Genomic DNA, 23,691 nt, shown 5'->3' with positions numbered 1-23,691 from the left:
ATAATGCCTGCATTGAGTCGTTTCACAGCATTTTAAAGAAAGAACTTGTGTACCAAACAAAATTTCATACACGCAAACAAGCCTACGAGGCCATTCAAACCTATATTGAACTGGAGTACAATCGAATCCGCATACACTCCACATTAAACTACAAATCCCCATACTGGTTTGAAAAAGCCTATTACGAGAAACTCCAGATTTCATAACGGAGTGTCTACTTTATTGACGTAAGTCCAAATTTGCCCTTGTTCCGGGTTTGATTGGAAAACATCCAATCAAAAGCTCCAATGTTGGGATAGAGCTGGATTTTTTTGCGATTTCATTGGATTTTATCCAATCAAGCATCCTGGCGTTATCTCGCATAGACTCGTTCATTGGATAAAATCCAATGAACGAGATCTCTGTTTTGATCTCTGCTAATGAGATTACGCTATAACGGTAGTTTAGCCCGCTATCTTTTCTGGACACATTGGCAGGGATTCTATATGATAATGATAACCATTATCAGCGAAGGTGGAATCAACATTGCTGTACAATAAACCCGACCAACAAGATATACAATATAAGTTCAGCAACCCTGATCATCATATTGAATCCAATAGAAATAGACAGATTTTGCGAGATAAGCCCAATAAGCCCAATAAGCCCAATAAGCCCAATAAACCGGAAAATCGTTTCAAGAAGGACAAACTAACACACCATCAAGCAATTAACGCTAGCGCCTGGACGATCCGGTTATGGGACACTGAACTTTGGAGCGGACAGCAGGTGGTTACCGATCAGCGGCTGACCCTGCATACGACCCTGATCGTGGTGCTTGCAGGAGAAGCCGACATTGAGAGAGGCGAACTGGTGACTCGGATGAGCAGAGGGTCGGCCTGCTTTTGCGCGGGGGAAAGCACGTTCGGCATTACCCCCTGTACTACGCAAGGTGCGGTGAGCGTCGCCGTCCTCTATTTCAGCTTATTTCAAGCAGATAATTTATATGGACATGCCTTTTTAGAGGCGGCAATGGAAGGGATACTTCCCCAGGGGATTGTTAGCATGACCGGATCGGAGGATCGGATTGCTTCTTTATGCCGCTCTATTTATGAAAATTCCCGTCATCCTGATGGGTTGAAGACATGGAGGGCACAGATCGATTTTCAGGAAATGCTTTACAGCATTCTGACTACATGGAACCGCGGGGTTGGCAATAGCAAAACCCAGGCGCTGGAGCAATCAAAAAAGTATATGGAAGAGCACTATGGTGAAGATTTATCTGTTGACCAGCTTGCCGGTATCGCCGAGCTTAGTCCGAAATACTATGCCGAGTTATTCAAGAAAACCTATGGCTCCAGCGCCATGGATTACCTGACTGAAATCCGCATGAACAAGGCCAAACAGCTTATGCTGGGCTCGGACCGCCTTCTAAGAGAAGTGGCGCATAGGGTCGGATACCGGGACGAATTTTATTTTAGCCGGAAGTTTAAAAAGGTGTTCGGGATGTCTCCTTCAGCTTATTTGAAGACGCAAAAAAACAAGCTCGCCGTATACGGCTCCTCATCGGTTCTCGGATTTCTGATTCCGCTCCAGATCACTCCTTACGCCGCGCCGCTTCACCCGAAATGGTCCCGTGAATATCACCATGCCTTGGCGTCGGTCGTTCCGGTTCATCTTAGCGCTTTCCGGCAAAATCATAATAAGCATGAAAATCTTCGGAAACTTGCCGCTTCCGAACCGGAGTTGATCATCTGCGCTTCGGGAATCGAAGCCTGGGAGAGGGAGCGGCTGCAGGAGATCGCCCCTGTATATCAAATGAAGGAAGAAACCTTGGGGTGGAAGAACCAGCTAATGGAACTGGCCGAGCTTCTCGATAAGCCAACCGAGGCCAAAAGCTGGCTTATGGGCTTTGAACGGAAAGTGCATTCGGCGGTCCAAAACATTCCTGAATTATTGAATGAAAAGACCGGATCCCCACGCATTTTGCCGCTGCGGCTTTATTCCGATAAGCTACATATCAACGAAGGTCGGGGCGTAGAAGAGGTGTTGTTTACGATTTTGGGACTCACTCCGGTATCCCTTATGAAAAATACACCTTCCGGTGTTTCACTTAAGATAACGCAGTTGGCGGATTGCGAAGCGGATCATATTTTATTGCTTGTCCGTCAGGACACGGAAACCCTGGAATACTGGAGAGAGCTGCAAGCTTCTCCGGAATGGCTGAGAATCCGGGCTTTACGTGCCGGGAACATTCATGTGTTGCCTTCCTACCCTTGGAGGGAATATTCGCCGATAGCGATATCCCGCATGCTGGAGGAGATTCCTTCTTTCTTTTCCGGAAATAATCCATGAAAGTTCCGACAATATTCCATGGCGGGAATTGGAGCTGGTCTTTAAGATATAAATGATAATAATTCTCATTATCAATATATCGGTAGCAGGAAGGGAGCAGCAAGTAAAGATGAAGCAAATCAAATGGGCAGTGGGGTTACTGTTAGTATTTATGGTAGTTTTAACGGCTTGCGGGGAAAAGAAAGAGACAAACGGAGCCGCATCCGGCAATGAAACTTCCAACTCTGTGGTAGCGGGGAATGAAACTTCTGAAAATTCCGCTTCGAAGGAAAATGGCGGAGATTCTGCCGCTCCATCGGATACCAAAACCGTGAAATATCTGGATAAAGAATACATTCTTCCGGCAAAAACCGAGCGTATCGTAATCACCGGCGCGGTTGAAGCCATGGAGGACTCGATCGTGTTGGACGTAAAGCCGATCGGTGCCATTACGGTCGCCGGGCAATTCCCTGAAATGTTCCAATCGATTACAACGGATGCCCAATCGGTCGGCGAGAAGACCGAACCGAACTTCGAGACGATTTTGTCCTTGAAGCCGGATGTGATTTTGGGAAGCACGAAATTCAAACCGGAAGTAATGGAGCAGTTGAGCAAAATTGCGCCGACCATTCCTTACTCCCACATTTCTACCGACTGGGAAAGCAATTTGCGGCTGCTTGGTGAATTGAGCGGAAAGCAGGAGCAAGCGGAACAGGAAATCGAAAAATATAAGGCCGATCTGGAAAGCGCAAAGTCGCAACTTAATGACTCCGTCAAAAATGCGAAAGTGATTGCCGTCCGTATTCGTGCCGGCGAACTGTATCTGTATCCTGAGAAAGTATTCTTTAATCCTGTGCTTTATGAGGATCTTGGACTAACGGCACCTGCCGAGGTGAAAGCGGCTAAGGCCCAAGAACTGATCTCCAAAGAGAAATTTGCCGAAATGAATCCGGACTATCTGTTCCTTCAATTCTCGCCGGACGAGAATAAGGATGCGCCGAATGCGCTCGAAGAGTTCAAAAACGATCCGATCATCAAAAATATCGCCGCAGTCAAGAACGGCAAGCTCTTTGTCAATGCGGTCGATCCGCTTGCACAAGGCGGCACGGCTTACAGCAAGATTCAATTTCTGAAAGCTGCAGTAGGCGAACTGGTAAAATAGCTTAATATAAGGCGTGTTGAAAATGAGGCACAAAAAAATGCTGCCGGCGTTCATCCTTGTGATGGCCCCGGCAGCCGCTCTTTTATTGATATTACTTTCTATTCGGTATGGCGCAAAAAATATGACGCTGGACATCGTCTGGAATGCGGTCTTCGCCTTTGACGAGAATAGTGTCGATCATCAGATCGTCATGACTTCAAGGCTTCCGAGAGCCGTGGGATCGCTGTTAATCGGTGCGTTTCTTGCTGTGTCGGGCGCACTGATGCAAGGGATAACGAGAAACTACCTGGCGTCACCCTCGATTATGGGCGTTTCGGACGGATCCGTGTTTGCCGTCACACTGTTTATGGTCTTGATGCCGAATGCGCATTCGGAATTCTATATTCTGAGTTCGCTGCTGGGATCGGCGATGGGAGCAGCCCTTGTGTTCGGGCTTGCCTGGTTGATTCCTCAAGGCATGTCACCCGTGAGGCTAGCGATTCTAGGTACGGTGATCGGGAGTTTTCTAAGCGGGACGGCTAATGCCATTCAGACCTATTTTCAGGTATCGCAAAAATTGAGCTTTTGGTACAGTTCCCGGTTGCATCAGCTCGATCCGGAACTGATCAAGCTCTGCATTCCGTTTGCTATCGCTGGTCTTGCTTTAAGCCTGATTTTGACGAAATCGGTCTCAGCGCTGTCGCTCGGGGAAGAGACGGCGGCGGGATTGGGGATCCGGATCTGGCTAGTGAAAGGTTTAGCCATGCTCGCTGTCGTTATTTTGACCGGGGTGTCCGTGGCACTGGCCGGGAAAATCGCATTCGTCGGCTTGATTATCCCTCATATCGCAAGGTTCATCTCCGGCTCCGATTACCGGTGGATCATACCCGTATCCGGCGTACTGGGCGGTTTGTTCCTGACGGCTTGCGATCTCATCGCAAGGTTCATCAACTTCCCGTTCGAAACCCCGGTTGGCGTGGTCACGGCCCTATTCGGCGTTCCTTTCTTCCTTTATCTGATCAAGACCAAAGGAGGGGAGCAGCGTGCGTAAATCCTCGGGCGGCAGGACAGCAGCCGTGCTGGCGTGCGGCGTCCTGATCGTATTTGTTGCCGTGTATTTCAGTTTGACCAATGGAACCTTTGATATCTCCGTGAAAAATATTGTAAAGACAATTTTGCGTATCGATCCTCAAACCGATTATGATCTCGTTGTGTTTGATTTTCGCCTTCCCAGAATCGTCCTCGGAGCATGTGTTGGATTTGCTCTGGGCATAGCGGGTTGCGTCCTGCAGGGAATAACTCGAAATGGTCTTGCCGATCCGGGAATCCTCGGAATCAATGCGGGAGCCGGCATGTCGGTCGTGCTGTTTATGTTCCTGTTTCAAGGGACCGTGCAATTGACCGGCTGGCTGGGAGTCATGACGATGCCGCTTTTTGGCCTGGCTGGCGGCGTCGCGGCAACGGTGATCATTTTCATGTTTGCAAGGCAAGGCGGCAAGCTGGATCCCCAGCGATTGATTCTGGTCGGTATCGCCATGAGCTCCGGATTTGGAGCGGTGACCCTGTATGTTTCGCTTAAAATGAATCCGCAGGATTTTGAAATGGCGGCGGTATGGCTTTCCGGAAGCCTTCACGGCGCAAACTGGAAATTCGTTGCTGCTCTACTGCCCTGGTTGCTAGTGGTCCCGCTGTTAATCTGGTTTCGTTCCCATGTACTGGACCTGTTTCAAATGAACGAGGATAGCGTAAAAGGACTGGGTGTAGCCGTGGAACGCGAGAAAAAGCTATTATTGCTGCTGGGCATCGGACTCGTTAGCGCGAGCGTGTCCGTTTCGGGAGCGATCGGGTTCGTCGGGTTGATCGCCCCTCATCTGGCTCGGCAGCTTGTCGGCCTGCAGCATAAGCATGTCCTTCCGGTGAGCGGCGTGATCGGAATGGCTATCGTGGTGATCAGCGATTTTATCGGCAAAACCTTGTTTGCTCCGGCCGAATTGGCGGTAGGCATCGTGGTATCCATCCTGGGCGTGCCTTATTTCGTCTATTTGCTGATCCGAAGCAGAAAATAAAAACACAACAGGATTTTAACGGGAGGTCAAGATGAAGCTTTTCCAAGAGCTGCTGATCGGCACAAGAGAAGTGCTGCTGTATTTGCCGCCCTCATATGAGCAAGGAGATCGTCAGTATCCCGTCGCTTATGTTCAAGACGGAGGATTCCAGTTTACGGGATGTATCAGATATCTGGAGCATCTGTTTGCGACACGGCAATTAAGCGAGCTGATTTTGGTGGGAATTCAGACCGAGCACCGGAATGACGAGTATACCCCATGGCCTGCCGATTCCGTGGCAAAAGAAGGGAAAGGTTTCGGGGGAAATGGAAGGCAATATGTGGATGAAATTGCCGATGTGCTCAAGCCTTACATCGACAAGCATTACCGAACGCGAAAAGAAGCAAAACATACCGCGATGATCGGCGGATCGCTCGGGGGACTGATCTCCTGGTTCGCCGGCCATTGGAGGCCGGAAGTTTTCGGCCGGATCGGAATGTTGTCGGCTTCCTTGTGGTATGAAGGCGTAATGGAATATATGAAGCATTCGGAAGGCTTGAAGAAAGACTTTCGGGTATATCTGTCCGTTGGCGGCTGCGAGGGTAAATACAAGAGCAATGCGCAAAGCGGCATGGTCCGGTATAATGAGGAACTGTATGCGCATATGAAGGAGCAGGGCTTTCCGGCTGATCGGCTGACGTTCGTCCTGGAGCCGGATGCGACCCATGATGATTTGTTTATGATCAAAAGGTTTCCCGAAGCGCTGCAACGGTTGTTCGATCCCGTTCCTGAAATCCCGGTGCCCGTAAAATCCGACTCGGGCGGATTTCATGTGCCGGGAACGGAATCCTGGCGCATGGTTGCGCGAAACACGGGCCGCGAATACCGGATTCACGTGTCCGTGCCCCAGGGGCCACCGCCCGTGGAGGGTTATCCCGTGCTTTATTCGCTGGATGCCAATGCTTCCTTTGGGATCCTGGCGGAGTCCATGAGAATGCAATCGCGGGGGCCGCACGGAATTCCCGCCGCGGTAATCGTCGGTATCGGATATGATTCCCCCGATTTCTTCGTTACAGGGGAGCGGTTCCGTGATTATACGGTGTTTGCCGAAACAAGCGAACTTCCGGATCGCCCGGGAGGATCGGCTTGGCCGGACACGGGCGGTGCCGATGATTTTCTCGACTTTATCGAGCTTCAACTCAAACCGGCCGTAGAGCAACGGGTTGCTATTAACCGCTCTAAACAGGCGCTGTTTGGCCACTCGCTTGGCGGCTTTTTGTCCTTATATGCCATGCTTTCCCGCAAAGGCACCTTTCAACGGTTTATAGCTGCAAGCCCGTCTATCTGGTGGAAAAACAAGATGCTCTTTCAATTGTGGGATGAGGTAATGGAAGAGTTCCGAAATAACGGGAGAATCGCGGAGCTTCTAGTCATTGTGGGGACAGAGGAGAAGGAGTCCATGATCACGGATGCCGGGGAATTTATCGGAAAACTCCGGCAGACCGACACGTCCCTTTTTGCCGAGTTTAGGAAAATCGAAGGGGAAGGACATGTTTCGGTGATCCCCTCCTTGATAAGTCCTCTACTTCGTTTCGTGACAAAATGAAGGAATGAAATAACCGCCAAGACTATAGGTCTTGGCGGTTATTTATACTTATTCCGGGATCAGGCGATTCAGCGCGTAAGCGACTCCGTGTTCATTGTTATCGCGGGTCACGGCAGTGCTGAGCTGTTTGATCTCATCCACGGCGTTCCCCATCGCAATTCGGGTTCCGGCGATCCGGAACATGGAAATATCGTTGTAGCTGTCCCCGATCACCACGGTATCTTCCATGGCAATGCCGTAGTAATCCGCCAAAAATTGCAGGGCATGTCCCTTATCCGTTTCGGTTGAAATGATTTCCAGCGTATGGTCGGCCGAGGAGGTAGTATGCACGGATGGCAGGCTGTCGAAATGACGGCGGATCAGATCCAGCTTTTCCTCGTTATAAGTAAAAACAAGCAGCTTATAAACGGATGCTCCGCGATCGATGACTTCCATAGGACGATCGATGGGCACGATGCCGAATTGCACGAACTGGATAAGCGCGCTTTTCCATAACTGGTCGTAGTCGATCTCCGGGTTGGCGCTCTTCAGCACATCCATTTCCGCACGTAGTTTGTCCTCTCCCTTGGATGGAGAGTAGATGGCGTCCGGGCTGAAAATTTCAAAATAGACGTCCTGATCTCCTAAAAATGAGATTGCCTCACGGGCAATTTCACGTTTAATCGGCGTTTCATTCAAGAGTTGCTCATCCTCGCCGTAAACAGCCGCTCCGTTAAAAGAAATGATGGGCAGTTTCAGTCCTTTCCCGATCAGATGCCGAACATCATAGCTCGCTCTGCCTGTACAAATCGCTATTTTGTGATTCTGTTGTTGCAGCACCTTGCCGATGGCGGCTATACCTTCCGCGCTTGGTTTGCTTTCCGCGGTTAACAATGTCCCGTCCAAATCTATGGCAATTAATTTCATGATTGGTTCCTCCCTGTCTGACAATATGGTCTTGGTGCACTGGAAAGAGTATAAAACATGAAATGCATTTCAGGTCAACCCTTATTGTATGTGTTACAATGAACGGTATGCAGCCGACTTAGCTGCGTTTTTTTATAGAGTTAGTTTCGGTTTTAATACAACGAGAGCGATAGGATGAGAAATAAAAGATGAACTCAACACTGTGGATCATTTTACTGATCGGCTTAGGTACTTATTTATTCCGCGCAGGTTCGCTGATTTTGGGCAGCAGGATAAAGTGGTCGGAGAGAACCAAGGAATGGTTGTCGTTTGTATCTCCGGCGGTGCTTGGAGCCTTACTGGGTCCTTTGCTGTTGCTGCAGAAGGAACAGTGGGTGCCGATAAGTGACAATAAACTGCTGATAGCTGCCATTCCTACGATGGTAATTGCCTGGTGGTCACGGCGCTTGCTGCTTACGGTCGCCTCGGGTGTGATTATATACGCCGTTGTTTATCACATCTTGTAACTAAAGGAGAGAATGAGATGAATCGCCGTGAGAGAATGATGATGGCGCTGCGCGACGGACTTCCGATTGTTATTGCTTATTTTCCATTATCGGTGACCTTTGGCGTGCTGGCCGCTGCAGGCGGATGGCCTACTTTTAATACCGTGTTCAGTTCGGTTTGGATATACTCCGGCGGGGCGCAGTTTATGCTGCTCGGAATGGTCGCCTCAACGTCGGCGTCAGTCAGTATTATTTCAACCATTTTGCTTGTGAATCTTCGTCATGTTCTTTATGGAGCTACTGTCGGACCTTATTTAAAAGATTGGAAAGAACCGCTGAAATGGGCGGCCGCTTTCGGGATGACGGATGAGGGTTTCGCGGTAATTTCAAGCCGGGCGGCAAAAGGGGATAGGCTGTTTCCTTCTTATTACTTAACCTTTGCATTTATGGGATACGGATCATGGATTGCCGGGACGCTCGTCGGTTCAGGTCTGGGAGGCATGGTGACTCAAGATGTCGCGGAAGTGTTGAGCTTTGCGCTGCCGGCACTGTTTATCGCTTTGTTGTTTGGCGGCACATGGAATGTCCCGTCTCTGGTCTCGGCAAGTACCGGCGCGGCATTGGCGACATTGGCGGCTATGATGCATTGGGGCGGGATCGGCATTGTGCTTGGCGGCATAGTCGGTGCTACCGCGGGGAAAATGGTGCATTCCAGAATGGGGAGAAGCCGCGATTTAGAACAGCAAACGCCGGCCGGCGACTCGCTTTAGTCCCCGGAAGGCTTGTCCAGTCGATCCAGGATGGAGGAGTATTTCGGGTACAACAATCGGATACAATCGGGACAGATATCGTGGGTAAATTCGGCATGGGTGTGTTTTATTAAATATTCTTCGATGGGGCTCCACTGCTCTTCCTCGTCTTTAATTTTCTTGCATACGGCACAGATCGGAAGCAGCCCGTGCAGCGTTCGGACTTGGGCAAGGGCTGCCTGTAACCGAACTTCGAGTTCCTTATAGACTGTGATGTCGGAGGAAACAAGCAGCATGCCGCCGACCGGCATGATCTCTTCAGCGTTTATAGGAACCGCTTCCATGAGATACCAGCGCGTGACAAGATCATGGGAGTGAAGCTCGGCCGAGTAATAGGTGCTGCTACCGTCCAAAATACATTTCAAATCACGCCATAGTTTGCGGATGAACGGTTTATGATCATAGATGGAATCCTTGAAATGACGAATCAGATTGATTCCGGGGCGGTCCCAGAGCGGCGATAGCCCGTGCATGGCGGCCTCCCGGGCCCAGGTCCGGTTGACGAATTGTATCGTTCCTTCGGGATCAACAACGGCCAACCCTTTGGGAAGCAAGTGTGCGGCTTCCTTCCATATGGTAAATGTATCGGTCACGGTTTACGCTCCTAGTCCATAATAAAGTAAACGGAAAGAAACATAGGCTGCTCGTCCTATTATTTAATGGAAATTATATGTTATAATTGGCCGATAATAGAAGCGCAAAGGAGTATTTAGTTCATTATATACGCAAATGCGTAATTCAACAACAACAAATACTTAAATGCGTAATTTGACGTATTTTGAAGGAAGGTCGAAAGAGATTGTCTATCTACGACAGGATTGAAATTTTGATCAAGACAAAAGGGATGACGAAGAAGGAATTTTGTCTGAAGCTGGGCATCAGCACGGGAAATTTGGGGGATTGGAAGCGGGGGAAGTCAACGCCGAGCACGAATAAGCTGATCGAGATTTCCGCTTTTTTTGATGTCAGCCTCGACTGGCTGTTGACCGGACAGGAAAGAAATTCGCTTCAAGTAAATGAGAGTCCCGGTTTCTATGGTGCTAACCTCGCCATTGATTGGGACAAAGTGACGGATCAATTAACGCCGCGTGAGGCGGTTTTTATTCAAGAATATCTGGAATTTGCAAGATACCGAAAGCGTAAAGAAAGTGAAGGGAATTAATTCCACTTTACATTTAGCAAGCATCGCTATATAATAAAAAATGTTCGTTTCTAAAACTGCCGAGCGGTCGTGGTGGAATGGCAGACACGCTATCTTGAGGGGGTAGTGGGCGTACGCCCGTGGAGGTTCGAGTCCTCTCGACCGCATCACAAGAACAAGAAAAAGTCCCTGGACATGGTCCGGGGGCTTTTTTTTGTTCATGTTTTTTTAGACTGGAGCCGGATTTAATCAAATCCCGAGATGGCTGGAAATTTTTACTTGCCGGGAACACAGTTCTGACATTCCGCTAATAATCGCCCATTAAACTCTACTTAGTTAATAAAAATGGGAGGGAATTGAATGAATAAGTTCTGGAGAGGGCTTGCGGCCAGCGGATTGGCGCTATCCGTCATAGCCGCGGGACCGGCAGCCATCGCTAAAGAAAACGGTACGGCTGCGGGAAATGGAGCATCGAAAAATTTAATCGTGCTGATCGGAGACGGCATGGGGCCGGCCCAGGTTTCGGCGGCACGTTATTATCAACAGTATGAAAAGGGGATTCAAAAGCTGAATCTTGACCCTTACTATGTCGGCCAGGCTACTACATACGCCGACCGTGGCGAAGACGGCGGCACGATCGTTTCGGGGATCGTAACGGATTCGGCGTCGGCGGGTACCGCTTTTGCGACCGGTCACAAAACCTATAATGCGGGCATCAGCGTATCCAATGAAGATGTATCCAAACCGTTCGCTTCCATTATTGAAGCGGCAGAAATCAACGGGAAATCCACAGGGCTTGTAACAACCGCACGTATCACCCACGCAACACCTGCCGTATATGCTTCGCATGTCCGGAGCCGCGACAACGAAAGCGCGATTGCTTCCCAATATTTGGACAGCGGCGTGGATGTGCTTTTCGGCGGCGGGAAATCATTTTTTGTGACGAAAGAGGAGAAGGGCAAACGGACCGACAAGAGCTTGCTCCCCGATTTTGAAGCCAAGGGATATAAAGTCGTCGAGAACGCGCAAAGCCTGAAGGCTTTGAATTCGAAAGACGCCAAAGTGTTGGGGCTGTTCGGCAGCTCTCATGTGAACTATGTGCCGGACAGAACGGCTGAAACGCCTAGTCTTGCAGAGATGACTTCAAAGGCGCTGGAGATTTTGTCTGCCGATCAGGACGGGTTCGCGATCATGATTGAAGGTGGCCGGGTCGACCATGCCGGACATGCCAACGATCTTCCGACCATGGTACAGGAAGCGCTCGACTTCGACGCTGCATTCAAGGTGGCGATCGATTTTGCCAAAAAGAACGGGAATACTTCCGTTGTAGTAACGGCGGACCATGAGACTGGCGGTCTGTCGCTGTCCCGGGATAACATTTATGAAATCAATATCGATCTGTGGGATAAGCAGAAGCATTCCTCGGAGTATCTGATCAATTCTCTGAACGAAGCCAAAACGGTGGCTGATATCAAAAAAATCGTGTCGGACAATACGTGGATTACCGATTTGAGTGATGAAGAAGCTCAGCTCATTTTGGATGGGGACGGTTCTTCCTACAAGCGGGAGGGCGGATATAACGCGGTTGTTTCCAAGCGGCTCCTGATCGGCTGGTCCGGTCACGGACACTCGGCGGTGGATGTCGGGGTGTGGGCTTACGGGCCGATTGCCGAGAAGCTAAAAGGGCAGGTCGATAACACGCAAATCGCGGTAGCCGGAGCGGAAGTATTGGGCCTCGACTTGCCGAAGGCCACGGCCGGCCTTCAATCCAAGCATTTGTATCCGAAGTTCAAAATTAACCGCGACAAGGAAGTATTGTATCCGGCCAAAGCATTAACGGAAGCGCTCGGCGGGACCTATCAGGTCAACGGGAATGCTGCCGTATTGACCGGGAAGGCCGCAACCTTAACGGTTGACCTGACCGCAGGAACGGCTAAAGCTGATGGTAAAGCAGTCTCCTTTACCGTAGAAGTCGATAACGGAACCTTGTATTTGCCGCTTTCGGCATTCAGCCAGCTTAGCGGGAAAACGCTGAAATGGGACACCTTGTCGGAACGGATTCAATTGAACTAAGGAGCAGGGCGAAGCGAAACAGGAGAAGCCACTTCTCCTGTTTTCCTTTTATTCTCTGCTGGAGGGAGAACCGATGCTGCAAATCCGGGGATTAAAAAAACAGTTTCATGTGGCGGGCAAGGAGATACCTATTCTGGATATTCCGGAATGGAACGTTAAGGCGGGCGAGAAAATCGCGATCACAGGACCGAGCGGCTCCGGCAAAAGTACGCTGCTGCACATGATCAGCGGGATCATGTCATTGGATGAAGGGGAAATCTCCATCGGTGACACCCGGCTATCGGCCATGAGCGAGTCGGGTCGTGACCGCTTTAGGGCCGATCATATCGGCTACATTTTACAGGATTTTCATTTGATCCCTTCTTTGACGGCGAAGCAGAATGTGGAGATCGCAATGAACGGCAAATACAGTGCAGCCGAACGGCGCGACAGAATAGACGACTGGTTTGAGCGGGTCGGTCTTCAGGAACGCAAGGATCACAAGCCTGGGGAACTGTCCAGGGGACAACAGCAGCGCGTGGCGATCATACGGGCGTTAATCGGGGAGCCCAAGCTGATTCTGGCGGATGAACCGACGGGGAGTCTGGACTGGGAAACCGCAGACGAGATCGCAGAGCTGTTGCTCGAGTTATGCCGAAGCGACCGCCATACTCTGCTGGTTGTAACCCACGATTTAAGAATGGCTGAGCGTTTTCCGGAGCGCCTGCATATCCATCAGATCAACGATGTGCACCGTAGAATGCGGGAGCCGGGAGGACTTGCGATATGAACCTGCTGCATTATTTGCTGAGAAATGTGCTGCACCGCAAGTTTTTGTCTCTGCTGACGATATTGTCCGTGACGGCAACCGTCGCTTTTATTCTTTTGCTATCGATGTCCAAGGCTAGCGTCGAACAAGGGGCGGAGAAAGGTTACGGCCCGTTCGATCTGGTTATCGGCGCATCGGGGAGCGAAACCCAACTGGTGTTGAACACTTTCTATCATGTGGGAGCCCCGACGGGAAATATTCCGGGTGAAACGCTGGAAAAGGTGCAGGGTAATCCAGAGGTGGATCAGGCATTCGCATTGACGACGGGCGACCATTACAATGAATATCCGATCGTCGGCATCGATCCGGGGTATTTTTTGACCCGATATGGCGATCAACGCCTGAGCGAGGGAAGTTTGTATGCGGAGACAGGGGAAGTCGTGATCGGAGCGTACGCGGCCGAGATGCTGAACATCCGGGTCGGGGATACTTTCTTCGGGGCCCACGGGCTGGTGGAAGAAGTTCATCTTGAAGAAGAGGGCCAGGAACACGATGAACATGATGAACACGAAAGTTTTACCTATACCGTAAAGGGAATTTTACCAAAGCTGAATACCCCGGATGATCGCGCAATTTTTACGACGGTAGATTACGCCTGGGCCGTTCACGGAGAAGCCGCTGAGGAGAGGGACATTACGGCCATCCTCGTAAAACCGGCCGGGCTGCAGGCCGGACAGGAACTGCGAACCTCTCTTGAAGAAGAGGGCCGGATACAGGTGGTTTATACGAGCAAAGCGGTTGCGGATGTCGTCAATCTCGTGGACAAAGGCTCGGAACTGCTCGGGATCGTTACACTGCTGTGCGTATTGTTGGCCGCGGTTTCGATCCTGTTATCTTTGATTGCTGCTGCGGGAGAGCGAAGTAAGGATGCCGGACTGCTGCGTCTGCTGGGAAAATCGCGGACCTACATTGTCGCGGCCATGCTGGGAGAAGGTTTGATCCTGACGGGAACGGGACTTATTCTGGGCGTTGCGGCCGGTCATCTCGGCGGGTATTTCCTGCAGGATGCCTTGTTTCATTATGCCGGAATTCAAATCCAACCGCTGCGGATTACGGGAGATCATGTTGTGATTGCCGCAGGTACCCTCGCGACAGGACTTGCCGCATCATTGCTTCCGGCTTTAAGGATGTATCGGCTGGATCCGCTGGCCTTGTTTAAAGCTTAAGGAGGTGTTTATATGAAGAAAAGTTGGAGGATGCGGCCTTTAGCAATCTTGATCATTCTCGCTATTCTTTTGCAAGCATGCGGTCAGGATAAGCAGGTCAGCGAGGTTGCGGGCTCTTTTGCCGAAGCTGGGGGAAGCCTCTCTACGTCAACCGGCTTGGCCGGAGCGGTGGATTCAGCGGAAGAGACCGAAGTAACGGGGGCGGACGATCAGATAAAGGCTTCAAACGGAACTATCGAGTCAATCGAATCAAACGAATCAATCGAATCAAACGAAACTTCACCATCTCCCGGATCAGGTGAAACTGAAGCATCCAAGGAGTCGGCAAATGGTGAGACAACAGGGAAGCTTGAGGAGAGCCGAAAAACGAAGAAGGCCGATGAGCCAGCTTCGCCGATGTCACAAACAAAGCAATCCACAGAAATGAAGACCACCGCGGGAACAAAATCAGGCAGCGAGGCAAACCTCAAAAAGACGGAGCCGCAAAAATCCGACAAAACGTCCGGCTCCATAAGTACCGCAACAGGAAAGCCGGAGCTTAAGACGAAAGCCGGTTCCGGAGAAGCTGCAGGAGCAAGCTCGGGCAAAACGGAGGCGAAGGTTGCATCGTCTACATCAGGCGCCGGGAAGACCACGGCGAAGGAGAAAAAGTCGATTCAGCCGATCGGCTGGTCGCAGTTTTTTGACGGGGATGATCAGACCACTCCGTCCGAAGCGTTTTGGGATCTTAGCGGTTCAACCGTGACCATTAAAGGATTTATGGGCGAAGTGTTATCCTTTGAAAAAAACTGGTTTCTGCTTATTCCGGAACCTGGAGCTGAGTGCCCTTTCGATAACGGGGATGAAACCTATTGGAACAAGATTATGATTGTGTTTGTGCCCGAGGACGTCAAGTTGAGATACAAGTCGGAGCCGCTCGAGATCACCGGCCGTCTTGATGTCGGCATTAAGATTGACGAATCCGGCTATAAGACGATGTTCCGGTTATATGACGCTTCTTTTAAAGAAATCAAGGAATAGCATAAGAAACGAAAACCCCCGCCGCGCTTTATTCAAGCAGCCTGCGGGGGTTACTACTTTTATTAGAAGATCGTTTGAACCAACAAATAAACATTAAGCACAACGATGATGCCTGCAATTAGCCAGGCGAGGATGTTCAGCCACAGCTTGTTGGCGAACTCGCCCATTTTGGTCTTGCTGGAAGTAAATTTGACCAGCGGGATCACCGCGAACGGGAGCTGCAGGGACAGAATGACCTGACTGAAGATGAGCAAATCCTGAGTGCCTCTCTCGCCGTATATGGCGGTGACGATCACCGCCGGAATAATGGCGATCAGACGCGTAATCAGGCGCCGAAGCCATGGTGTCAGACGAATGTTCACGAAGCCCTCCATGACGATCTGTCCGGCCAGCGTTCCCGTTAAAGTCGAGTTTTGTCCGGACGCCAGCAGCGCAATCGCAAACATTACGCTCGCCAGCGTGGTACCGACAATCGGGGTGAGCAGATGATACGCTTCGCTGATGTCGGCGACTTGGGTCATTCCCGCCGAATGGAACGTTGCGGCCGAGACGATCAAGATGGCTGAATTGATAAACAGGGCGAAGGTAAGCGCGATGGTCGAGTCCCAGGTTGCGAATTTGATCGCCTGCCGTTTCCCGGCGGAAGACCGATTATATTGTCTGGTCTGCACGATGGAAGAGTGCAGGTAAAGATTGTGCGGCATGACGGTTGCACCTAAAATACCGATGGCGATGTAGAGCATTTCCGGCCGGCGGAGGATGTCCGCGTTGGGCACGTACCCCATAGCTACTTGCCCCATATCCGGTTTGGCAAGAAACAGATCGATACCGAAGCAGATCCCGATGGTGGCAATAAGCACGACGACGAAAATTTCAAGCGTGCGGAATCCTTTATTCTGCAGCAGTAAAATCAGCAGCACGTCCACGGCGGTAATCATAACCCCGTAAATGATCGGCAGGCCAAACAACAAGTTGAGAGCGATAGCCGCCCCGATTACTTCGGCAAGATCCGTAGCGGCGATCGCCAGCTCGCAGAGCAGCCACAGCGCGATTACGACGGGTTTGGAATAATGATCCCGGCAGGCTTGTGCAAGGTCCCGGCCAGTCACAATGCCCAGCTTGCCGGAAAGGGACTGAAGCAGGACTGCCATCAGATTGGATAACAAGATAACGGATAACAGCGTGTAGCCGAAGCGGGAACCGCCTTCGATGTCGGTTGCCCAGTTGCCGGGATCCATATAACCGACTGCAACCATATAACCCGGGCCGGCAAATGCGAGAAATTTTCGAAACCAAGAACCGGTAGCCGGAATGCGCATGGAGCGATGGGCTTCAGGCAATGACGGCTGCGCGCCGTTCATTTTCCAGCCTGGGATACTGGTTCCTGTCTTATCTTGAGTTTCATTCATGGTATCTCACCCTATTCTATTGAGAAAAATGTAGGTCAAAATCAAAAGAAAACGAAGGACCGAGGCGTTACTTTTTCTATATTGTACACCTACAAAAATTTTTGTCTAGGGAAACTTTTTCGGTCCAAGGCCGTTTCAAAAATAGCATTTTGCTTTAAATGGACTGTGACCTCAACTTTATTTTACCCAAGGAGGCATTACCTATGGAGAAACTATATACGGCCACGGCCACGGTGAAAGGCGGACGGACGGGTACGGTAGCTACCTCGGACGGTGTTTTGAAACTTGACCTTAGTATGCCCGAATCATTAGGGGGAAAAGGGGGGAGCGGCACCAATCCGGAGCAGTTGTTTGCCGCCGGATATGGAGCTTGCTTTGCGAGCGCACTGGCGAATGTGGCGGAAAAAGCCGGGGTTCAAGCGGACCAAGCGGAAGTGACCCATCATGTAAGCATCGGGAAAGACGATTCCGACGGGGGGTTCCAATTGGCTGTGGAGATCGACGTCAAGTTGCCTGGCGTGGAGCGCTCCAAGGCCCAGGAACTGTTGCATCAAGCTCACGATTTTTGCCCGTATTCCAAGGCAACGCGGGGGAACATTGAAGTGAAATTGAACCTTGTGGAATAGGTTTCGGGCTTTTCAATAAAAAAGACTTCCCTTGGATATAATGTAAGGGAAGTCTTTTTTTATGATAAATGCATGTACCGGAAGCCGTTGTCATCCCCTTCCAAGTTGACACGCCGCCCAAAATTATTTAATATGTCTAAGTACTAAAACAGGATTATAATTTGATAATACGGGTGATGACCATGTCTTACAGACCGAATGTTGAGAACGTGACCAAGGCAGGAAGCAACGACAAAGAGGGATTGTACGAATTTATCGTTAAGCTGGCCGATGGAACGGAGTGCCGTGTATTTTACCATCGTTTTCCGGAATGGCGTCTAACGAATATCAGCCGTTTGCAGAAAACACCTTGTCCGGTCTGCCGCAAAGATTTCATATGCAAATGCATGGATAGTTTTTCGGGAGATATCGGGCGTCAAATTGAAGACGGACAATGGATTGACAAGGCTTTGGCGTAGTAACGGCCTGAGGTTTGGATAGTAGGCGCGGGGTTGCAGACCCCGTGCTTTTTTCTATAGATGCAAGGCGGGAGGAAAGGGAATGGGTTCCGAAAAAAGCGAGGCACAGGCAGTGGTGTTATTTGACGGAGTCTGCCATCTTTGCCAGGGAGCGGTGAAGTTTATGATAGCGCGCGATCCGCGGGGAGTATTTCATTTTGCCTCCCTGCAATCTGCAGCGGCGAAACGCTTACTTGGCGATAAAATTCCGGAGTCCGGGCGGTTAAGTACGATTGTGCTTGTGGAGGACGGTTCCTATTATACCCGCTCGACGGCAGCGCTTCGCATCGCCAGAAAATTACGTTTTCCTTGGCCTATACTATATATTTTTATTTGGATTCCTCCGATCATCCGCAACGCGGTATACGATTGGGTCGCTGCCCGCCGTTACCGCTGGTTCGGCAGGGATGAAGCGTGCATGGTGCCTACCCAGGAGATAAGAAATAGGTTTTTGGAGGATTAGAATAATAGAGCAGGGAAAGAAATAGGTCTTGTCTGAATAGCACATCTATGTTATTCTAACTGTAAATTTCAGGAATACGGGAACGGAAGCACCGTCCAAATGACCGAGACATCGGTTTTTGGGCGGTGCTTTTTTGTGTTCCCTGAGAGGTGGTGGACCGTGTTACCCGTCAGGCTTGTATTGGCCGTTCAGGATGAGCAGTATATCGAACCTTTCTTGCATTACGTACGCTGCAGCGAATTCGACCGGCGACTGATTATAACGGCTTTCAGCCGCAAGGATGCGTTTTTGAAATTTCTGGCAGAATGCGAAGAGATGGTGGATGCCGTGCTGGGCGAATACTCTTTTCTTGAGTCCGTTGATTCAGAAATTCAAGGAAGAGTTTCTTTGGTCTGTTTAAGCGAAGGGGGCTGTCAATCCGGTCCCTGGAAGCAGTTATCGAAATATCAGCCGCTGCATCTTTTGCTAAGCGCCCTGCTGGAAATAGTCCGCGGAACCGCCAGGGAAGGAACAACTCCGCTTGAAGGCAGGGCAATGGTTATAGGAGTGACATCCACGGTAGGCGGCTGCGGAAAAACGACGGTTGCCCTGAATGTAGCCAGGCAATTGGCTGCTGAGGGAGGAAAGGTCTTTTATTTGAATTTGGAGACGGTGCAAAGCGGAATTTGGCTTGAGGGTCAAGAGGCAAGGAAGGAAGGGAATCGCACGGGATTGGCGAGGCTGCTGTATGATCTGAAGGCGGCCGAAGACCGAAGGGAGCCTCTTAAATTTCCGGTTTCCGTCTATGCATACAGACATCCGGTACTGCAAGGAGATACTTTCGGGCCATTGGACAATCTGAATGAATTGCTGGAGATGGAGCGGAAAGAAACCGCGGAGCTTATCGATTATATTGCGGGCAGCGGACTTTATGACGCGGTAATTATCGATACGGATTCATATCCAAACGGTCGGACGGAAATGGTTCTTGAAAGATCGGACAAACTGGTCTGGCTGGTAACGGACGACTGGGATGTCATGCGAAAGACCGGAGTTTGGCTGAGCCACCTGGAGCGCTCCCGTCCTACTATATATAACTCCGTAATTGGGAAAACGCTTTTTGCGGCTAACCGGGTTTCCGGCGAACTTACGGTTTCGCTGCCCAAAAGGGATATGACCATTGAGGCTACACTGTCTTTTATCCCCGCTTGGAGCCAAGGGAGCCCACAGAGCAGCGGTCTCATGCATTCCCCGATTTACCAGCGCGATGTAATGAAGCTGTGCCGTGAATTAAAACTTAGCATGAATGGATCGAATGAGTCGGGAAGTGCAGCAAGATGAAGGAAGATATTTTTGCTTTGTTGCGAGGAGAAATTCGTTCCGGTCTTGATGTGACTTCTTCCATGCAGGACGATCAATTGATGGATTATATCGAGCGCCGGGTACTTGAAGAACAGCGTCTTGCTAACCTTACGGCTACAGAAAAGCGCAGGTGGGTCCGTCGTTTGTATGACTCGTTCCGCGGCCTGGATGTTTTGCAGCCGCTCGTTGATGATATGACCGTAACCGAGATCATGATCAACGGCCCTGATGACATTTTTGTCGAGCGGGACGGAGTCGTGACGCGCTTGCCGGTTTCTTTTGAATCCAGGGAGCGGCTTGAAGACATTATTCAGAGTGTTGTATCCGGGGTTAACCGGGTCGTGAACGAATCCTCTCCCATCGTGGATGCCCGGCTTAAGAACGGTTCGCGGGTAAATATCGTACTTCCGCCGATCGCGCTGAAAGGGCCGACTATGACGATCCGGAAATTTCCGGAACAGCCGATGACGATGGATGTTATGGTTCAGAAAGGTTCGCTGAGTAAGGAGAGTGCAAATTGGCTGCAGATGATGGTACGGAGCAAGTACAACATTTTTATCAGTGGGGGAACCGGGTCCGGTAAAACGACTTTTCTTAACGCACTGTCTCAATACATCCCGGCCGACGAGCGGGTAATCACCATTGAAGATTCGGCGGAGCTGAAAATCGTGACGGTCCCTAATCTCGTCTCATTGGAAACCCGGAATGCCAATACGGAAGGCAGGGGAGAAATCACGGTCAGGAACCTGATCCGCTCCTCTCTCCGGATGAGGCCCAACCGGATTATCGTCGGCGAAGTTCGGGGCGGTGAAGCCCTGGATATGCTTCAGGCGATGAATACCGGCCATGACGGCTCGCTTTCCACCGGCCATGCGAACAGTACGGGAGATATGATCAGCCGGCTGGAGACGATGGTACTGAGCGGGGCCGATCTACCGATCGGGGTGGTCAGGCAGCAAATAGCTTCTGCTATCGATATTATTATTCATCTGTCGAGACTCCGCGACCGTTCGCGCAGAGTGATCGAAATTTCGGAAGTCGCAGGAATGAAGGAGGGGGAGGTGGTGTTAAACCGGTTGTATCAATTTCAGGAGAAAGAGGAGGTATCGGGCAAAATTATCGGCCAATTGGAGAGCACAGGAAATCCATTGCTGCACACGGAGAAACTGCGAATGGCGGGAATTTCTTTGGAATTCGGGGATCAGGAAGGTGATCGTCCGTGATAATCAGGAAACGAGGCTCCGGGAATACGCTGCCGACTTCGGCAACGGAAGGACAGACAGGATTAAGAGATTATCGCGTGTACGTCCTCTCCGGCGGCCAAAAACTGGCTTGCCTGCTGGTTGGCGGCTTAGGGTTGTACGGCGTTGGCTATGTCTTTTTTCATTCGCTGCTGCTCTCCTTTGCCATGATGTGCGGTGCATGCGCGGTGCCGAAATACTGGAGCCGGTACCTGCTGCGCCGAAGAAGAGAGGCCCTTGGCTTGCACTTCAAGCAGGCGCTCTATTCTCTCTCTTCTTCACTGGCAGCAGGCCGTTCGGTTGAAAACGGATTTCGCGAAGCGATTGCCGATTTAAGGCTGCTTTATCCTGACGGGAATAATGATTTGATGGTGGAACTCGGCATCATATGTACCCGGATGGAGTACGGGCAGCCGATCGAAGAAGCGCTCCAGGATTTCAGTCGCCGGGCGGCCATGGAGGATATCAGCAATTTCGCCGATGTATTCACGACCTGTAAACGGTCCGGCGGAGATTTGGTGGAGATTGTCAGGCGGACCTCCGCGATCATTAGCGAGAAGTTGGAGATCAGCCAGGAGATCGGGGTTATGATTGCCCAAAAACGCTTCGAGGCGAAAGCAATGCTCGCTGCTCCCGTGCTTTTTCTGGTGTTTATGGATCTGTCTTCCCCGGATTATATGGAACCGCTGCACAGCGGAGTCGGTCTGATCATATCAGCCTTTGCACTCTTGCTGTTCGCAGGCTGCTCCTGGCTGATTTTGAAAATCGTAAACATCGCCGTCTAATGATTTCATGTTCAAAGATTCTCATTTATTAGGAGGAGATTTGTTTGTTGCTGATCTGGAGCGGTTTGCTGTTGCTCCTGCTATCCGGTTGGGGTTGGCTGTTCTACAGGGCTTCAGGCAAATACAGCGGTTGTTCGGAAATGGAGATGGCTGGCATCCGGCTGCAGCGGTTGGCTCCCGCCATGCTGTATCTGCTAGATAAGCTGAAAATATCGCAGAGGCTCCCGTTTTTTTTCTTTAAAATTCAACGCTCGGTGCAAAAGATTTGCGGAGATCGCCGGGGAGGCGAGTACACGCTGTTGTTCCTGGCGGAGATGCTTTCCTACAGCTGGCTTCTGCTGGTTCTGGGCAGCTTGTTGTCTTTGCTTATGAATGGGGATTACAGCGGGATCGTTATGGGGGCGGTGTTGGCGGTACTGTTACCGGCAGCTTTGATCAATGATCTGCACCGCAAGGTTGTACGGCGCGAGCGCGAGGTGCTGCTGGAATTGCCGGAATTTCTGAACCGAATCATCCTCCTTGTGGGGGCCGGATCAACGGTACAGCAGGCGATCAAGCATTGTCTGGAACGCGCTAAAGAAAAGGCCGAACATCCATTGTACCGTGAGCTGTTGCAGATGCAGAGGGAATGGGAAAGCGGCTACTCTTTCCAGCAGGCGATGGAAGGGTTTAGCAAGCGATGCGGTATTCAGGAAGTGTCTGCTTTTACGACCGCCGTACTGTTGAATTTTCGCCGCGGCGGGAATGATTTTGTACTGGCGCTTCGCGATCTGTCGCGTTCATTATGGGAAAGGCGGAAAGCCGTAAGCAAAACGCTGGGAGAACAGGCTTCTTCTAAGCTCGTGTTTCCTATGGTGCTGCTATTTTTGGTGGTAGTCGTTTTAGTCGGGGCACCGGCATTTATGATCATGGATTTGTAACTTTGATTGTCAGCGGTAAACAAATTGGGAGGGATGAGAGCAATGGTGGCATTGATTCATGGAAAAGTGAAAAGATTTTGGCGGAATGAAAACGGGCTGGGGATGCTGGAAATGATCTTGATTATCGCAGTAATCGTAATTATCGCCGTCATCTTCAGGACGCAACTGAAGGAAATCGTCACAAGCCTGCTCGGAAAGGCCAAGTCCAAGACGGAAAATTTCATGGACGGACAATGATACGCCTGCTAAGAAACCGTGAAGGAAGCTTCACACTGGAGGCTTCGCTGGTTTTTCCCGTTATCTTTACAACGATTTTTATACTGTTGTTCTTTTGCCTGTTTCTGTATCAAAGGGTCTTACTTGGTCAAGCTGCCGTTGTGGCGGCCGAACGAAGTGCTTACGTTTGGGATAACAGCAAGCGGGAATCCCGGACCGGAGCTTTTGCCGAAAGTCAATATGATGCGCTGTATTGGCGGCTTACCGACGACGGCATGCTGCAAACCATCTTTGGTATCTCCAAGCAATCGCCTTCCGATGTTCTTCCGCTCCCCTCCGATGGGATACCGGAGGATCCATTACCGCAGTACAAGCTGTATCGTACAGGGAAAGATCTTCCCTCCGGGATGACCGGAACTATGAAATACGAAAATAAGCTGTTACTGCGCAAAGTCGAGGTATCTTTGAGCCGCCTGATACCTCTTGCACCTTTGGAGCGCGTGATTGGTGATCTGACCCAAGAAGGTCAAGGGGAATCCTATGTGGTGGAGCCTGTGGAGTGGATAAGGACGGTAGAACTGGCCAGATACTATGGAGCCAAATTCAAAGGTAACGGTGGGGAAGCTATGGACAAGCAGGAAGCCGGAAAAGCGTTGGAACTGTTTGGGAAGTAAATGGTG

25 protein-coding genes and 1 tRNA gene are annotated in these 23,691 nt (G+C 50.6%); 23 read left to right on the top strand and 3 right to left on the bottom strand.

Features of this window, described 5'->3' with window-relative positions:
• The 6 genes from ACLB09_RS12005 to ACLB09_RS11980 all read left to right on the top strand — a co-directional run.
• A partial coding sequence (locus tag ACLB09_RS12005; protein ID WP_410770042.1) for an IS3 family transposase occupies positions 1–206 on the top strand: 206 nt, incomplete at its 5' end.
• Positions 207–525: 319 nt separating this feature from the next.
• Positions 526–2,334, top strand: a complete 1,809-nt coding sequence (locus tag ACLB09_RS12000) for a helix-turn-helix domain-containing protein (protein ID WP_410770041.1) — start codon at positions 526–528, stop codon at positions 2,332–2,334.
• A 109-nt stretch (positions 2,335–2,443) separates the two neighbouring features.
• Entirely contained in the window at positions 2,444–3,475 is a 1,032-nt protein-coding gene (locus ACLB09_RS11995; RefSeq protein ID WP_410770040.1) for an ABC transporter substrate-binding protein, read from the top strand.
• 22 nt (positions 3,476–3,497) lie between these two features.
• Positions 3,498–4,505 (top strand): FecCD family ABC transporter permease, encoded by a 1,008-nt coding sequence (locus ACLB09_RS11990; RefSeq protein ID WP_410770039.1) that lies wholly within the window; start codon positions 3,498–3,500, stop codon positions 4,503–4,505.
• Complete coding sequence (locus tag ACLB09_RS11985) at positions 4,498–5,520, top strand: FecCD family ABC transporter permease (protein ID WP_410770038.1); 1,023 nt, start codon at positions 4,498–4,500, stop codon at positions 5,518–5,520. The genes ACLB09_RS11990 and ACLB09_RS11985 overlap by 8 nt, the downstream gene beginning before the upstream one ends.
• Before the next feature lie 31 nt (positions 5,521–5,551).
• A complete protein-coding gene (locus ACLB09_RS11980) occupies positions 5,552–7,105 on the top strand; it encodes an alpha/beta hydrolase (RefSeq protein ID WP_410770037.1) in 1,554 nt (517 codons plus the stop codon).
• 48 nt (positions 7,106–7,153) lie between these two features.
• Here ACLB09_RS11980 and ACLB09_RS11975 read toward each other — a convergent pair whose 3' ends face one another.
• Positions 7,154–8,011 (bottom strand): Cof-type HAD-IIB family hydrolase, encoded by an 858-nt coding sequence (locus ACLB09_RS11975; RefSeq protein ID WP_410770036.1) that lies wholly within the window; start codon positions 8,009–8,011, stop codon positions 7,154–7,156.
• A 188-nt stretch (positions 8,012–8,199) separates the two neighbouring features.
• Between ACLB09_RS11975 and ACLB09_RS11970 the strand changes: the two genes are divergently transcribed.
• Positions 8,200–8,517, top strand: coding sequence for an AzlD domain-containing protein (locus ACLB09_RS11970; protein ID WP_410770035.1), 318 nt, complete (start codon positions 8,200–8,202; stop codon positions 8,515–8,517).
• A 17-nt stretch (positions 8,518–8,534) separates the two neighbouring features.
• Entirely contained in the window at positions 8,535–9,266 is a 732-nt protein-coding gene (locus ACLB09_RS11965) for an AzlC family ABC transporter permease (protein WP_410770034.1), read from the top strand.
• Here the strand turns inward: ACLB09_RS11965 and ACLB09_RS11960 are convergent.
• Positions 9,263–9,898, bottom strand: coding sequence for a PAS domain-containing protein (locus ACLB09_RS11960; protein WP_410770033.1), 636 nt, complete (start codon positions 9,896–9,898; stop codon positions 9,263–9,265). The genes ACLB09_RS11965 and ACLB09_RS11960 overlap by 4 nt on opposite strands.
• Before the next feature lie 251 nt (positions 9,899–10,149).
• On the opposite strand from ACLB09_RS11960, the gene ACLB09_RS11955 reads away from it, so the two are divergent.
• From ACLB09_RS11955 to ACLB09_RS11930, 6 genes are all read left to right on the top strand, one after another.
• The gene (locus tag ACLB09_RS11955) at positions 10,150–10,467 is read left to right on the top strand and encodes a helix-turn-helix domain-containing protein (RefSeq protein WP_410770077.1); all 318 of its coding nucleotides are present in this window, start codon (positions 10,150–10,152) and stop codon (positions 10,465–10,467) included.
• Positions 10,468–10,530: 63 nt separating this feature from the next.
• Positions 10,531–10,613 (top strand) — tRNA-Leu (locus ACLB09_RS11950).
• 193 nt (positions 10,614–10,806) lie between these two features.
• Complete coding sequence (locus tag ACLB09_RS11945) at positions 10,807–12,519, top strand: alkaline phosphatase (protein WP_410770032.1); 1,713 nt, start codon at positions 10,807–10,809, stop codon at positions 12,517–12,519.
• A 73-nt stretch (positions 12,520–12,592) separates the two neighbouring features.
• A complete protein-coding gene (locus ACLB09_RS11940) occupies positions 12,593–13,288 on the top strand; it encodes an ABC transporter ATP-binding protein (protein WP_410770031.1) in 696 nt (231 codons plus the stop codon).
• A complete protein-coding gene (locus ACLB09_RS11935) occupies positions 13,285–14,493 on the top strand; it encodes an ABC transporter permease (RefSeq protein ID WP_410770030.1) in 1,209 nt (402 codons plus the stop codon). The genes ACLB09_RS11940 and ACLB09_RS11935 overlap by 4 nt, the downstream gene beginning before the upstream one ends.
• A gap of 12 nt (positions 14,494–14,505) precedes the next feature.
• Positions 14,506–15,513 carry a prolipoprotein diacylglyceryl transferase gene (locus tag ACLB09_RS11930; RefSeq protein ID WP_410770029.1) on the top strand — a complete coding sequence of 336 codons (1,008 nt, stop codon included), beginning with the start codon at positions 14,506–14,508 and terminating at the stop codon, positions 15,511–15,513.
• Between the two features lie 62 nt (positions 15,514–15,575).
• Here the strand turns inward: ACLB09_RS11930 and ACLB09_RS11925 are convergent, their stop codons facing one another.
• Complete coding sequence (locus tag ACLB09_RS11925; protein WP_410770028.1) at positions 15,576–16,922, bottom strand: Nramp family divalent metal transporter; 1,347 nt, start codon at positions 16,920–16,922, stop codon at positions 15,576–15,578.
• A 203-nt stretch (positions 16,923–17,125) separates the two neighbouring features.
• Here ACLB09_RS11925 and ACLB09_RS11920 point away from each other — a divergent pair, with 203 nt between their 5' ends.
• The 9 genes from ACLB09_RS11920 (at position 17,126) to ACLB09_RS11880 (ending at position 23,685) form a co-directional block, all read left to right on the top strand.
• A complete protein-coding gene (locus ACLB09_RS11920; RefSeq protein WP_410770027.1) occupies positions 17,126–17,548 on the top strand; it encodes an organic hydroperoxide resistance protein in 423 nt (140 codons plus the stop codon).
• Positions 17,549–17,730: 182 nt separating this feature from the next.
• Positions 17,731–18,006 carry a hypothetical protein gene (locus ACLB09_RS11915; protein ID WP_410770026.1) on the top strand — a complete coding sequence of 92 codons (276 nt, stop codon included), beginning with the start codon at positions 17,731–17,733 and terminating at the stop codon, positions 18,004–18,006.
• Between the two features lie 82 nt (positions 18,007–18,088).
• Positions 18,089–18,508: a thiol-disulfide oxidoreductase DCC family protein gene (locus tag ACLB09_RS11910; protein WP_410770025.1), complete on the top strand. Its 420-nt coding sequence runs from the start codon at positions 18,089–18,091 to the stop codon at positions 18,506–18,508.
• A 159-nt stretch (positions 18,509–18,667) separates the two neighbouring features.
• Positions 18,668–19,828 carry a P-loop NTPase family protein gene (locus ACLB09_RS11905; protein ID WP_410770024.1) on the top strand — a complete coding sequence of 387 codons (1,161 nt, stop codon included), beginning with the start codon at positions 18,668–18,670 and terminating at the stop codon, positions 19,826–19,828.
• Positions 19,825–21,072 (top strand): CpaF family protein, encoded by a 1,248-nt coding sequence (locus ACLB09_RS11900; protein WP_410770023.1) that lies wholly within the window; start codon positions 19,825–19,827, stop codon positions 21,070–21,072. Before ACLB09_RS11905 ends, ACLB09_RS11900 begins: the two co-directional genes overlap by 4 nt.
• Before the next feature lie 2 nt (positions 21,073–21,074).
• Positions 21,075–21,875, top strand: a complete 801-nt coding sequence (locus ACLB09_RS11895; protein ID WP_410770076.1) for a type II secretion system F family protein — start codon at positions 21,075–21,077, stop codon at positions 21,873–21,875.
• Between the two features lie 47 nt (positions 21,876–21,922).
• Complete coding sequence (locus ACLB09_RS11890) at positions 21,923–22,795, top strand: type II secretion system F family protein (RefSeq protein ID WP_410770075.1); 873 nt, start codon at positions 21,923–21,925, stop codon at positions 22,793–22,795.
• Between the two features lie 42 nt (positions 22,796–22,837).
• The gene (locus ACLB09_RS11885) at positions 22,838–23,032 is read left to right on the top strand and encodes a Flp1 family type IVb pilin (protein ID WP_410770022.1); all 195 of its coding nucleotides are present in this window, start codon (positions 22,838–22,840) and stop codon (positions 23,030–23,032) included.
• Complete coding sequence (locus tag ACLB09_RS11880) at positions 23,029–23,685, top strand: TadE/TadG family type IV pilus assembly protein (protein WP_410770021.1); 657 nt, start codon at positions 23,029–23,031, stop codon at positions 23,683–23,685. The genes ACLB09_RS11885 and ACLB09_RS11880 overlap by 4 nt, the downstream gene beginning before the upstream one ends.
• Positions 23,686–23,691 lie beyond the last annotated feature (6 nt).

Origin of the sequence: Fontibacillus forbon, assembly GCF_046559655.1 — a bacterium.
In the GTDB taxonomy this organism is placed as follows: Bacteria; Bacillota; Bacilli; order Paenibacillales; family Paenibacillaceae; genus Fontibacillus.
The sequence above is the reverse complement of the archived record's forward strand: the minus strand, read 5'-3'. Positions and strand labels throughout refer to the sequence as shown.